Origin of the sequence: Flavobacterium hercynium, from assembly GCF_002217285.1 — a bacterium.
In the GTDB taxonomy this organism is placed as follows: domain Bacteria; phylum Bacteroidota; class Bacteroidia; order Flavobacteriales; family Flavobacteriaceae; genus Flavobacterium; species Flavobacterium hercynium.
The window spans coordinates 17948-32430 of record NZ_MUGW01000025.1; the positions used below are offsets into that span (position 1 = coordinate 17948).

The following is a 14483-nucleotide window of genomic DNA, read 5'->3' on the forward strand; positions in this document are numbered from 1 at the left end:
TCTTTTTGTGCTTTCCTTTTTTCTCATCGCTTCGTTTGAAGCTTTGGGACAATCGTATACATTTCATCATCTCAAAACCAACAACGGATTGTCTAACAGTACCGTAAAAAGTATTCTAAAAGACAGTTACGGTTTTTTATGGATTGGTACAGAATCAGGATTAAACCGATATGATGGTTACGGCTTTAAGGTCTACGCTACCAAATCAGATAAACCTTCATCGATTATAAACGATGACATTAGAGGATTACAAGAAGATGGTATGGGCAATTTATGGATTCAAACAGAATTCAGTTATATCGTCTATCAGCGCAAAAAAGACAGTTTCATTAGTAATATTTCAAATTTATTAAAAGAATTTGGTATTACAATCGTTGATCAGAATTATAAAGTTTACGTAGATAAAAACAAAGATTTGTGGGTTTTACAAAATGATAAAATCTTTGTTTATGATATTCAGAAAAAGGTTGTAAAATCATTTGTTACTAAAGAAAAAAGAAATTTATCGATCAACACCAATTTGAGTGATGATGGTATGCATTTGTATCGAATTTTAAATTCGGGCTTCATTTCAAAACGCAATAAGCGTGCAGGAAAAGAAGAATTACAAAAGCTTCCTGATTTTATTAATGACCGAGTGTACAATCTCGAAAATAAAATTTATGTCGACAATCAAAATGGATTATGGATTTATTCGACAACCTCAGGTGTTTACTATCAAAAGCATGCCCATACAGCATGGAAAAAAATTACGCTAAATTCCTCTATTGATACACAGGACGATCTTATTCTGGCGATTACAGATGATGGAAATGGTCACATTTGGTTAGGCACAGATCACAAAGGTGTTTTTGTGTATACTCTTGCTACTAAAGGCATGAATAATATTACCTACAATCAGAACAACAACACTGCTATCGCTTCTAACAATATTGGTGCCTTGTATCGCGATGATACCGGAACAATCTGGATGGGACATAATAAAAAAGGGGTTTCTTACTACAACGACAATTTTGGAAATCTTGTGAATATCGAATTGCAGGATTGCAAAGATGTAAGTGTTATTCTGGAAGACAAAAAAGGTAACATTTGGTTGGGAACCGATGGAAATGGATTGTACATCAAAGAAAAAACTTCGGGAAATAAAATTAAAAAAGTCCCACTTTCGAGCAATGTTATCGTTTCGTTAGTAGAAGATAAAAAAGGAAGAATCTGGATTGGTACTTATTTAAACGGATTGTTTTGTTACGAAAACGGAAGCTTTAAACATTATACCAAACAAAACAGTACGCTCAATTCTAATGATATCTGGAATTTAAAAGAAGATCGATACGGCAATTTATGGGTGGGTACACTCGGACGTGGTATTCAGTGCCTGCGTAACGGAAAAGATACTTTTGAGTCGATTACCAGTACCGTAAAAGGATTGGATTTTGCACTCGATATGTTATACGACAATGGCGATAAATTATACATCGCCACTGATAACGGACTTTGTACGCTCGATATTACAACCGGAAAACAAGTTAGTACGACAGGCAATGCCAACAAAACCCAAAAATTCAGACAGCATTTTACTTCTTGCGTTTATAAAGATTCACGCGATAATATTTGGCTCGGGCATGCAAAAGGATTGACGATCTGGGATACCAAAAAGGATACTATTTACTATTTCGATAAAACGAATGGTCTGTCTGATAACATTATAAAAGGAATTATAGAAGACGATCACAAACACATCTGGATTACTACCAGCAACGGACTTTCGGTACTTTCTGTAGAACCGAATTCAAAAGGTCTGATGAAAATCAGCAGCAGAAATTTTTCGACTAAAGACGGTCTTCACGATAATTATTTCAACACTCACGCCATTTATAAATTAAAAAATGGTGACATCGTTTTGGGTGGAACGGAAGGATACACACTTGTGAATCCCAATAAAATGGCAGAGAAAAGCAAACCTCTAGCCAAAGTCATTTTTACAGGATTAAGCCTCGGCAACACCACCGTACAGGTTGATTCACTATACAATGGACATCGTTTACTAAAACGATCGATGGAGCAAACCTCCGAAGTTACCTTTAGCCATGACGATAAACTTATTGGTATTCAGTTCACAACCGGAGACTTACTTAATGCGGACAAAGTACGTTATTTGTATAAACTGGAAGGTTTTAATAATCAATGGTTTCCAACAGAAAAAAACAAAATCGAATTTTCATCTCTCGCACCCGGCAATTATACGCTTTACATAAAAGCTTCCAATAGCGACGGAATCTGGAACGAACAGGCAACCGTTTTAGAGATTCGCGTTACACCACCTTTTTATTTATCGGTTTGGGCAATTTTATTTTATTGTATCGCTTTGACAGCACTTGGAATTTATCTTTACGATCGTACCAAAAAGAAGCACCAGCAGGAACTTGAACAACAGCGCATTCAATTAGAGCATTTACAGCAAATCAATCTTAACGAAATGAAACTTAGGTTTTTTACCAACATAAGTCATGATTTAAGAACACCGCTTACGCTAATTACCATTCCGTTGCAAACTATTTTAAGCAAAGATTTAGAAGAAGGATTACGCGGAAAACTCAACATTGTTTACAAAAATGTTGAACAATTAATGGCATTGATTAATTCATTACTGGACTTTCGTAAACTCGATGTTGGTACCGAGAATTTAAACCTGACGTTGGGCGATTTTGTTACTTTTATTGAAGAACGATGCACGCTTTTTCAAACTTACGCTACAGATCGCAATATGCAGTTTTCGCATACCAGCGATGTGGAAAGCCTAATGATGCCATTTGATACCGTAAAAGTTCAAAAAATACTTTTTAACCTGTTATCCAACGCTTTCAAATACACACCAGATGGCGGAAGCATTGCCTTGCATATTTCGCGTGAAGATGAAAATGTAGCCGTAAGCATTGCAGACAACGGTCAGGGCATTTCTAAAAAAGACAAGAAAAAGGTTTTTGAACGCTTTTATCAGGCGTCTCAAGACGAAGAAAAAACAGGAAGCGGAATTGGTCTTCATATTGTGAGCGAATACATTGCCATGCATGGAGGAAACATTACTATCAAAGATAATTTTCCAAAGGGAAGTATATTTACCTTTACACTTCCAATACTTGAAATCGAAGAAAATCAAAAAGAAATCGTACCGTTTGAATTTCCTGCTGAAGCAAAAACAAACGAAAAACCTTTAGTACTATTTGTAGACGATAATACTGATTTTTGCGAGTTTATGGCAGACAGCCTGTCTGAAGATTACACCGTTTTAATTGCCAACAATGGTGTTGAAGCTATCGAAAAACTACAACAAAATGACGTTGATATCGTCGTAAGCGATGTTATGATGCCCGTAATGAATGGTACCGAATTATGCCGACAAATTAAAACTTCGATTGAATGGTCGCACATTCCGGTTTTACTATTGACTGCAAGAACTGCTGAAGAATACAAAATTGAAGGTCTTACCATTGGTGCTGATGATTACCTCAATAAACCTTTCAATTTTAATGTTCTAAAACTTCGTATCGACAAATTTTTAGAATGGACAAAAAAATCGCATCAGGCATTTAGCCAAAAAATGGATATAGCTCCAAACGAAATAACCATCACGTCTCTCGACGAACAATTAATAGAAAAAGCCATCAAAGCTGTTGAAGACAATATTAGCAATCCTGATTTTACTGTTGAAGAACTAAGTGCTATTATTGGGCTAAGCAGAACACATTTGTACAAAAAGCTAATGCATATTACCGGAAAAGGTCCTGCTGAATTTATTCGTACCGTTCGTCTTAAAAGAGCCAGACAACTTTTAGAAAAAAGTCAGCTTCAAATTGCAGAAATCGCCTATGCTGTTGGTTTTAATTCTCCCAAAAGATTTAGCGTTAACTTTAAGACTGAATTTGGTATTTCCCCTTCTGACTATCTCAGAAGCCTAAAATAAAGCACCAAACCATCCTTTTGCAACGTCAGAGGCAGTAATGTAATTCATCATAACCCATTAAATTGATGTTATGCAAGTATCTTCGTAATCGCTAATCGCTTTACTAAATACAAACCAATTACAGAAAAAAATCATGAAAAAAGGAACACTTCTTTTACTATTTCTTTTTATTTCCTCTTTCACCATTTACGGTCAGGGATATACCAATCCTATTATTCCGGGATTTCATCCTGATCCAAGCGTTTGTCGTGTTGGTGACGATTATTATCTGGTAACCAGCAGTTTTGAATTTTCTCCAGGTGTACCTTTATTTCACAGCAAAGACCTTGTAAACTGGCAACAATTAGGACACGTTCTAACACGCCCCTCGCAATTGCCTTTAGACAAAAGTCGTGCATCTGGCGGTATTTATGCGCCAACGATTCGTTATCACGAAGGAACTTTTTATATGATTACAACCAATGTTACCGATAAAGGGAATTTCATTGTGCATACCAAAGATCCCAAAGGCGAATGGTCTGATCCTGTTTGGTTAGAACAAAAAGGAATCGATCCTTCACTCTATTTTGAAAGTGATAAATGCTTTTTAACGACCAATCCCGACAATACCATTTATTTAAGTGAAATCAATCCAATTACGGGAAAACAGCTTACGTCCAGCAAAGCAATCTGGACAGGAACCGGAGGACGATATCCCGAAGCTCCACACCTATACAAAAAAGACGGCTGGTATTATTTACTAATCTCTGAAGGCGGTACAGAATACGGACACAAAGTAACGATTGCCAGAAGTAGAAATATTGATGGTCCGTACGATTCTAATCCTGCGAATCCCATTTTAACGCACGCTAATGTAGGCACACAAATGAGTCCGATACAAGGAACGGGGCATGCTGATTTTGTAGAAGCGCATGACGGTTCCTGGTGGGCGGTTTGTCTTGCTTTTCGTCCGCAATCCGGATTACACCACATGTTGGGACGTGAAACTTTTCTGGCTCCCGTACGATGGGACAAAAATGCTTGGCCAGTTATTAATGGCAATGGAACAATCGATTTAAAAATGGACGTTCCTACCCTGCCATTACAGCCTTTCAAAAAAACAAATCCAACGTCTGATTTTAAAGCAACAACATTAGGCTTGGAATGGAATTACCTGCGTAATCCCGATCTAAAAAACTATTCACTTACAGATAAAAAAGGTGTACTGCGTTTAAAAGGTTCTACTATTCAATTAGACGATTTTCCAGGATCGCCTACCTTTGTGGGACGTCGTCAGGAACATATTAATTTTACTGCTACAACATCGCTAACTTTAAATGATGCGAAAGAAGGCGATCTTTCCGGTTTAACGGTTTACATGACCAACGAAGCACATTACGATCTTTTTCTAAAGCAAACAGCTGATAACAAACAAACATTGGTTTTACGATACAAAATGGGTTCCTTATCTCATATCGAAACTGAAATTGTAATACCTAAAGGCAAAGTGTATTTGCAGGTAACAGGTACGAACGATTTTTACTCTTTCGCCTATGCAACAGACGGAAAAAACTTTACTCCACTTGGCAAAATAGAAGTCCGCAATATCAGTTCTGAAACCATTGGCGGTTTCACCGGAATTTACCTCGGCCTTTTTTCCTCTTCAAAAAAAGCATCTAAAGCCTATGCCGATTTTGATACTTTCGAGTATAGTGGTAAATAAGGATTTATTGCACTCTTAACAAAATACCTCAGGATTAATTCTGAGGTATTTTTTGTTTTTTTTACTCCTAACCCTTCGCCGGCTGCAATTATTTGAAAAAAAATATCGAACAGATGAAAATTTAAACTTTTAAGGATTGTAAGAGCATCTTAAACAATAAATATTGCTTTTTAGATAATCTCGATGCAAAAAATTTTGAATAACTTTGGCGTCATTATGCAGGCAAACCTTAGAGAACACATAGAGAAAATAATACCAGTAACAGATGAAGAATTTGATTTTATCAGTTCTCATTTTACTTCCAGAAAATTTAAAAAACACCAGTTTATTATTCAGGAGGGTGATGCTGTTCAGTATTCTTATTTTGTAATTTCCGGACTTTTAAAACTGGTTTATACTGATGCTTCGGCTAAACAGCACATCGTTTCCTTTGCAATGGAAGATTGGTGGGAAAGTGATTTTTATGCTTTTTATACCAAAACCAAAGCGACTATGTCTTTAGAATGTCTTGAAGATACAGAAGTACTTTGCTGTTCTCTTGAAGATTATAAAAAACTCTGTGACGGTTTACAAAAAATGGAACGCTTTTTTCTCGAAAAAGCTACGTTTGGTTTTCTGGGATCGCAACGCCGTATTTTGTCATGGCTTACGTCTAATTCCAAAGAACGTTACGAGCAATTGCTAAAACAATATCCGATGCTGATGCAACGTGTTCCAAAAAGTTTAATTGCTTCTTATCTGGGTGTTTCCCGCGAGACCTTAAGCCGACTTTCTTCTTGATCTAACTCTTAGATGTGACATACATCACACGAAATTTGTGAAAAATGTCAAGACTCTTTTCCAGCTGTTATCGACAACTTTGCAATATTAAATTTTAATCTGTAAATGTGAAAAAAACAGCAAAACTTTTAGCATTACTAATAGTAACAACAATGCCAATAATGGCACAAAACAAAAAAGCTAAACAAATGGAAAAAAGAGTTATCAATCCTTGGCAATGGCAGGATCAGCGCAGTTATGTACAAGCGGTAGAAGTAAAAAATCCGGAAGGAACATTATACATTTCAGGACAAACAGCTATTAGCGCTGACGGAATCTCGAGTAATGAAGACATGAAATCTCAAATTATTCAGACATTACAAAATCTGGAACTGGTTATAAAAGAAGCCGGTTATGAAAACAAAGGAATCGTTCGATTGAATATTTATACTACTTCTACAGAAGAACTTTGGCCTCACTTTGGTATCATTCAGGATTGGGTAGCCAAAAACGGGGTTAAACAAGCTACAACTTTATTAGAAGTAAAAAGTCTTTTTGAAACATTAAAAGTTGAAATGGAAGCTACTGTAGTGAAGTAATCCTTTAAACTTAAAAACAAAAAAGCGGTGTTTTCTTTTATAAAGAAGACGCCGCTTTTTGATAGTTTATATTCTTTCATGAAAAATTTTCTTCTTCACGAATACGTTTTCGAATAAAAAAAAGTAGTATTTATTTCACATTAAAAAAAAACAACATAAAACCAACAATATCAAACACTTATACTTTTCAATAAAAGAATTACAAGTATTATTAGTACTTTTTTTTCCATTTTTAGCAAACCAAAAAATCTATTTTACCGTATCTGCCATTAGACGATACTTTTGGATGAGGTTGATTCACTAACTAATAAGTCTAATTCATTTATTGCGTTTTTTGGAGAAAACACTGAATTACATCTTATTCATGAGTATCGTTTATTTTAAATTTTAAAAAAGCAATACGTGGAGAAATTAAACATTCAAAGATTACAAATGACTTTGGTCTATCTTGAAAGCAAACAGCGCGAATTAAAAAGACAGAATGACAATGACACACGCAGTATTGAATCGATGATAAAATATCTTAAAAAAGATATGGTCGATCAATACAAATTAGTAGAATATCATACTTCTATTGAAGAAGATATCATAAATACCGACTCTTTTATTACTACTGTACAAAATATTATTACTTTAATGTTGAACCGGTAAACCGTTTAATTGTTAAATCGTTTAATTGTTAAATCGTTTATTTGTTTAACCGTTAAATCGCTTAACTGTTGAATCGTTGAGCCGTTTATTTGTTGAATCGTTTAACTGCGTAATCGTTTATTTGTTGAACCGTAGATTTGTTTAACTGTTTAAACGTGTACTTCTTTAATTGTACTTTATTTATAAAATTATCAAATAAAAGAAAACCAACAATTATTAAATTAACACATCCACGATTAAACGCATCTACGATTATAGTGATTTAACAGTAAATCAAATTAACAAATCCACGATTAAACAAATAAACAGTTTAGCGATTAAAACGATTAAACGATTTCAACAAATAAACGATTAAACGCAGATCTAGTTTTTCTTATCAATTTTATACAATCTTCCCTGGTCTGTTACAGCGTACAAAGCGCCATCTGATCCTTGAGTGATATCTCTAAATCTTTGGTTTTCTGAAGCAAGAAGTCTTTCTTCACCAATAACTTTATTGTTAGATATAGCAAGGCGAATAATATGCGAAGCGCTCAATGATCCTATGAAAAGGTTGTTTTCCCATTCCGGAACACGATTACCTGTGTAAAAAGTCATACCACTTGGTGATACAACAGGATCCCAGTAATACACCGGTTGCTCTAATCCTTCTTTTTGTTGAATAGCATCTCCAATCACTTCTCCACTATATTCGATTCCATAAGTAATTGTTGGCCATCCGTAATTTGAACCTGCTTTTAAATGATTGATTTCATCACCTCCACGTGGTCCGTGTTCGCTTAACCAAATATCACCTGTTCCCGGATGAAGTGCCAATCCTTGTGGATTTCTGTGTCCAACAGTAAACAATTCCGGTAAAGCTCCTGCTTGTGTAAATCTTGGGTTATCTCCTGCTGGTTGTCCTTCTTTGGTAATTCTAATCACTTTTCCAAGACTTGATGTATACGATTGTGCTAAAGGTCTTGTTTCTAAAACAGAACGTTCTCCTGTACTTACAACAAGATTTCCGCTTCTGTCAAACAAAATTCTTCCTCCATAATGAAGCGCACTGGCATTAGCCGGAGTAGTACGGTAAATAACGGTTGCTCCTTCAATTGTTTTTTCATCTGCAGCTAATTTCCCTTTGGCTACCGAAGAAATATTTCCTCCCGCTACTGCTTCAGAAAATACCCAGTAAATCATTTTGTTAGTAGCGAAATCAGGATCAAGCGTTAATCCTAACAATCCGCCCTGATTTGCAGAATTTACAGCTGGAGCTCCAGTAATTGGAGCACTAACTTCACCTGTTACTTTTACAATTCTAAATGTTCCCCCTTTTTCAGTTACCAGCAATCTTCCGTCCGGTAAAGTTTTAACTCCCCAAGGGCTTACTAAAGCTGATGTAATAACAGTCGACTGAAATTCTGTATTGGTCGTAACACCATTGATTCGGGTTTGCCCCGAAAAGGCTGGTGTATATTTCGTATTAGGTGTACCAGACTCTACAGGATCTGTAACAGTTCCAGGATCAGTTGGTGTGTCTTTGTCATTCGAACAGCTGAAAAGTGTAAATATAGCCGTTGAGAAAAGTGTAATGTAGGTTGTTTTTTTCATAATTATTGGGTCTTTAAAGATTAAAAACGTTTAAAAATCTTACTTATTATACTTGTTCAATACATTTTTAGCATTCAACATATAAGTAAGCCGAACAAATTTCTACATTAAAAATTATTTCGGTTTACATAATTTATCCGAAATTTTATACAATTACCTTTTCTTTAATTGTGAATTGTGAATTGTAAATTATGAATTGTGAATTATGAGTTTTTAATTTTGATTCTATTTTATTCATCTAAAATTAATCATCCATCATCTGTTCAATCTATTATCTAAAGATCTAACAATCTAAAAGTCTAACAATCTATAAAGTCTAACAATCTAAAAGTCTAACAATCTAAAAATCTAAAGATCCAATAATCTAAAAAGAAAAAAATTACCGCCACACTGTTGCATTTGAAAATAAGATTTCTATATTTGCAACAACATTGCGTTAGTATCCCTTGTTTTTTAAGACGAATCATTACTAACCGGATTCAATCGAATGAAAAAAGAATTTAAATTTATTAATCTTCTTATGCCGTTAATAGTAGCGTTTGCTATACTATTTCCGGTGATACATTCGTACGAACACCTTCATAACCCTGTTTCGGTAACTAAAAACGTTCATCACGAAAATGGTGAAAGTAAGTTTACAGCAGAACATGACTCGCACAAAGAGTGTGCTATCTGCCATTTTAAATTTACGCCATTTAGTACTTTTTCATTTCCGCAATTCGAGTTTAAAACACCTTACAGCAGTATAACTGTTCCTGTAATTTTTTATGTAAAGACATATTCCTATTTCTTTAAAGGGTCTCTTTTCTCACTGAGAGCACCACCTCAATTTAACTAAGTAGAGCGTTATACATTTCAGTTATCACTGTTATTACGTTTTGTTACCTCAATTTCACTACATCATAAAACCTGTCTACAGCAAATATTTGTTGAAAAGACTTCCGTCGTTTTGTTTAAAACTACATTCAATCTTATTTCGGTTGCATACGTAGTCGTGTAGTTTTTTTTGATCTATCGTAATTTCTGTTTACAAGAAACTGAAAATGTATTAAAACCAAAGAGTCAATTTACTTTATTGCTTTAAGCAAAATTAAGTTTGCCTGTTTCTTTAGCGCTCTTCCTTCTGATAACGTGTCACGTTTATCAATCTCCTAAGTTTTTAGATTATTCCATTTATCTGATGGAATTGTTATGCCGTTTAATCCCTTTTTTGATTGTAACTGCCCTTCTCTTGTAACCTAAATTTAATATATATGAATAAAGTTAAAACCAAATCGAAAGCAATCAAACCAGCAAAAATCATTGTCGCTTTTCTTCTGAGCACATTCGTTTTTACGAGCTGCAGCAGCGATTCTGATACTCCAACTGAGCCGGAACAAAAGCAGCCTACCATTGATAAAATAGAATTGGGACTGGGTAATAATGAAATTGGAGTTATTGGAGAAGATTTTCATTTTAATGCAGAAGTTGTTGCCGCTGACAAAATCGAAAATGTAAACATAAAAATTGTACAAAAAAGCACCGAAACGTACTCTAAAGTATGGTCACATGAAATCAACTGGACACAATATGCCGGTGCAAAAAATGCAACAATTCATAAACATTTTGATGTTCCCGCTGATGCTGTTGAAGGAAAATACGATTTCATCATTACGATTAAAGATCAAAACGGAACTTCACTTGAAGTGAAAAAGAATCTGAATATTTATGCTTCTGGAAATCTTCCTGTAAATCCTGTAACAACTATTTTGACTGTTTTTAAAAATGATGATTTCTTCTATAGAAAAGGTAAATATTATACTGAAGGAGATCATTTTAAAACTACAGACAACTTCATGTCGCAGGTAACACTTTCGGGAGTTAAAGGAAACGGAATTATGTATTTGCTGCTCATTAATAAAAATGCAAAACATACTCCGGAAAGCGTAGATCAGATCGATTTTAGTAAAGTAATTGTTTATGATGTATTTGAACATAAAGACATGGCAGAAGTAGGTACTTTTTCTAATGTTCTTTTTGACGAAAATAATATGGTAACCAGAGAAACACCAAAATTGCCAATTGGTGCTGCAAAGGACTTTAACGTTCCTACACCTCAGGATATTACAGGAACACGCGCATGGGCAACCGGAGATTATACTTATTTGGTCGTGTACAAAAACACTACTTACAATATCAACTTTACCCAAGCTATAAATATTCCGATTGTCTTATAAGGTCTCAAATATCTTGTCTAAAATATATCATATCAAATGTCTTTACATCATAAAAACAGAAACATGAAAACAATAAAACATATATTCATTTTTGCATTATTTGCTTTTGCAATAACGGCTTGTGAAAGCGATAAAACCGAGATTGATACGGAATATCCGGTAATCGATATTACGGACGCCAATTCATTCCCGATACAATGCAGTGAAATTACCCGCGGTCAAAAAATAACATTCAAAGCTAAATTTACAGACAACGTTTCTCTAGGTTCGTATAGTCTTGACATTCATCACAATTTTGATCAGCATACACATAGTACTGAGGTAAATAACTGTATCGCCGATCCTATCAAAAAACCGGTAAAACCCTTCTTATTTATCAATTCTGTTGACATTCCGAGTGGCGAAAAAACCTATGAAGCGATTCAGGAAATTGCCATTCCTTCAGACATCGATCCTGGAGATTATCATTTCATGATTCGCCTTACGGACAAAGAAGGCTGGCAAACGATAAAAGGCTTAAGCATTAAAATTTTATAACTGTTTGATGAAACAAAACAAATCGAATCGATTACTCCTTTTTTACCTGCTCTTTTTTTGTGTTGCTTTTTTTTCAAAAATAACAGCGCAGCAAGTGAGTTTATCGGGCAACGTTTTTTCTAATGATAAAAAACCATTAGAAGGCGCTGTTATTACGCTTTATCCTTCACATACTACCGCGATTACAAATAAGGAAGGTCACTTTTATTTTAACAAATTAGCTTTAGATTCAAAGAGAATGACTATAAAACATCCGGATTACGTCCATTATGAAGTGAAAATTTCATTGGATAAAAACATGACCCAGCTTCCGGATGTCTTTTTAACTCCTGAAATTAAGCAATTACAGGAAGTTGTCATTAAAGACAGTTATGAAGCACGCCGAAAAAAAGAAGAATCCCTGAATATTGAAGTGGTTAACAGCAGTTTCATACAACGAAATCTCGGTGGAAGTTTAATGCAGTCTTTACAGCGCATTCCGGGCGTGAAAACAATTTCTATTGGTTCCGGAGGTTCTAAGCCGCTTATTCGCGGTTTGGGCTTTAATCAGGTAGTTGTAGTAGAAAACGGTATCAGACATGAAGGTCAGCAATGGGGTGCAGATCATGGTTTAGAGATCGATCAATACTCCGTAAATCGAGTGGAAATAATTAAAGGTCCATCGTCCTTTATATATGGTTCAGATGCTATTGGAGGTGCCATTAACATAAAACCCGTTCCAGTTCCGGCAAAACATACTTTTGGAGGAAGTGCAGACTTTACAGCCAAAAGCAACAACGAGCAATTTGGTGGTTCTCTGAATTTATTCGGGAGAAATGAAAACTGGTTTTTCGATACCCGAATTACATCAATGGAATATGGCGATTACCGTGTTCCAACTGATACTGTTCATGTGTATAATTATGCGGTGCCGTTGTACAAAAATCATTTGCGCAATACAGCAGGGCGTGAATTAGACTTGCACGCCAGTTTTGGTTACGCTACCGAAAAATTCAAATCGGTTGTGTACATGAGTAACGTATATACCAAAAGTGGATTCTTTGCTAATGCACACGGACTTGAACCCCGAAAAGTAGATGCTGCAATTCACGATAAATCAAGTCGGGATGTATTATTACCTTCTCAGGAAGTTACACATACAAAAATCAGCAATACAACCAATTTTCAGGCAGGAAATCATAGAATGGAAACACAGATCGGTTTTCAGAAGAACTTCCGTCGTGAGTGGAGTCATTATGTCAATCATGGTTACATGCCGCCTGTTTATCCTGAAGATATGTATGCGCCTCAGGATTTGGAAAGACAATACGATAAAGAAGTTTTTTCGGCAGCTTTTAAAGATGAATTTTCAATAGCGAATCATCAACTAACTTTTGGGGTAAATGCAGAACAGCAACAAAATACAATCGACGGATGGAGTTTTCTTATTCCGGCTTTTAAACAATTTAACGCAGGATTATTTCTTTACGACAAAATTCAGCTCAACGATTTGTGGCTGCTTCATGGAGCGGTACGATTCGACTATGGTTCGATCAAAATAAAACAATATACTGATTGGTTCGAAAGTCAGATTACAACAAACAACGAGACTAATTCAGCCTACTTGAATCGCTCCGAAAATCTGGATCGAAAATTTGACAATTTTAGCTGGTCAGCGGGCGTAAATTATACACCCGGGAAACTGTCTTTAAAAGCCAATGCCGGAACTAGTTTTAGAATGCCAATTGCCAAAGAGCTCGCATCAAATGGGGTAAATTATCATTATTTCAGATTTGAAAAAGGAAATCCTGATTTATCTCCAGAACGATCGTATCAGTTAGATCTGGGTTTAGAATGGCAGGAATCTAAATGGTCGATACAGTTAAGTCCGTTTTTTAATTATTTCCCTAATTACATTTATCTGAATCCAACTTCAAAACTGGATGTCTATTACGGTGCTGGCAATCAGGTTTTTGAATATGAACAAAGTAGAGTCATGCGCTATGGTGGTGAATTGCAAACGAAGTTTCAGTTTCATAAAAATATAAGTGCTGAGATTTTAGCAGAATATCTGTATGCAGAACAGGTTTCAGGAAACAAAAAAGGTTATACACTTCCGTTCTCACCTCCTGCTTCTGTTTTATTTGGACTTACTTACAATCCGGAAATAAAGAACGTAACGGATACCTATTTCACGATCGATTATCGCGTTACTGCAGCTCAAAATCAAATTGTTCCGCCAGAGAAAAAAACAGCCGCCAGTCAGGTCTTTAATCTCGCGATGGGAACTAAAGTCAAAACAGGAAAACAGGAATTGGCGATTTCGCTTCAGGTTCAGAATTTGTTTAATACGCGATACCTCAATCACACGAGTTTTTACAGGTTGATAGAATTACCTGAAGCCGGCAGAAATATCATTTTATCATTAAAAATTCCTTTTATAATACATCAGTAAGGCTTTCTATTTGATTGCTTTTAACTGAAAA

Annotated in this window: 10 protein-coding genes; 9 read left to right on the forward strand and 1 reads right to left on the reverse strand. The window is 35.4% G+C overall.

The genetic code is table 11. The features are described 5' to 3' along the window. Positions 1–7: 7 nt before the first annotated feature. From B0A66_RS12430 to B0A66_RS12450, 5 genes are all read left to right on the forward strand, one after another. Complete coding sequence (locus tag B0A66_RS12430) at positions 8–3961, forward strand: hybrid sensor histidine kinase/response regulator transcription factor (RefSeq protein ID WP_244283458.1); 3954 nt, start codon at positions 8–10, stop codon at positions 3959–3961. Positions 3962–4094: 133 nt separating this feature from the next. Beyond that, positions 4095–5663 (forward strand): glycoside hydrolase family 43 protein, encoded by a 1569-nt coding sequence (locus tag B0A66_RS12435; protein WP_089050166.1) that lies wholly within the window; start codon positions 4095–4097, stop codon positions 5661–5663. Positions 5664–5879: 216 nt separating this feature from the next. Further along, positions 5880–6443: a Crp/Fnr family transcriptional regulator gene (locus B0A66_RS12440; protein ID WP_089050167.1), complete on the forward strand. Its 564-nt coding sequence runs from the start codon at positions 5880–5882 to the stop codon at positions 6441–6443. Positions 6444–6631: 188 nt separating this feature from the next. Continuing rightward, positions 6632–7021: a RidA family protein gene (locus B0A66_RS12445; protein WP_089050286.1), complete on the forward strand. Its 390-nt coding sequence runs from the start codon at positions 6632–6634 to the stop codon at positions 7019–7021. 402 nt (positions 7022–7423) lie between these two features. Then, positions 7424–7672, forward strand: coding sequence for a hypothetical protein (locus B0A66_RS12450; RefSeq protein WP_089050168.1), 249 nt, complete (start codon positions 7424–7426; stop codon positions 7670–7672). 363 nt (positions 7673–8035) lie between these two features. Here B0A66_RS12450 and B0A66_RS12455 read toward each other — a convergent pair whose 3' ends face one another. Continuing rightward, the gene (locus B0A66_RS12455; RefSeq protein WP_089050169.1) at positions 8036–9265 is read right to left on the reverse strand and encodes a PQQ-dependent sugar dehydrogenase; all 1230 of its coding nucleotides are present in this window, start codon (positions 9263–9265) and stop codon (positions 8036–8038) included. Between the two features lie 520 nt (positions 9266–9785). Here B0A66_RS12455 and B0A66_RS12460 point away from each other — a divergent pair. The 4 genes from B0A66_RS12460 to B0A66_RS12475 all read left to right on the forward strand — a co-directional run bounded on the left by B0A66_RS12460 (position 9786) and on the right by B0A66_RS12475 (position 14452). After that, complete coding sequence (locus B0A66_RS12460) at positions 9786–10103, forward strand: hypothetical protein (RefSeq protein ID WP_244283460.1); 318 nt, start codon at positions 9786–9788, stop codon at positions 10101–10103. 415 nt (positions 10104–10518) lie between these two features. Beyond that, complete coding sequence (locus B0A66_RS12465) at positions 10519–11481, forward strand: DUF4625 domain-containing protein (protein ID WP_089050171.1); 963 nt, start codon at positions 10519–10521, stop codon at positions 11479–11481. A 63-nt stretch (positions 11482–11544) separates the two neighbouring features. Then, entirely contained in the window at positions 11545–12018 is a 474-nt protein-coding gene (locus B0A66_RS12470; RefSeq protein ID WP_089050172.1) for a DUF4625 domain-containing protein, read from the forward strand. Positions 12019–12025: 7 nt separating this feature from the next. After that, positions 12026–14452: a TonB-dependent receptor gene (locus tag B0A66_RS12475; protein ID WP_089050173.1), complete on the forward strand. Its 2427-nt coding sequence runs from the start codon at positions 12026–12028 to the stop codon at positions 14450–14452. Positions 14453–14483 lie beyond the last annotated feature (31 nt).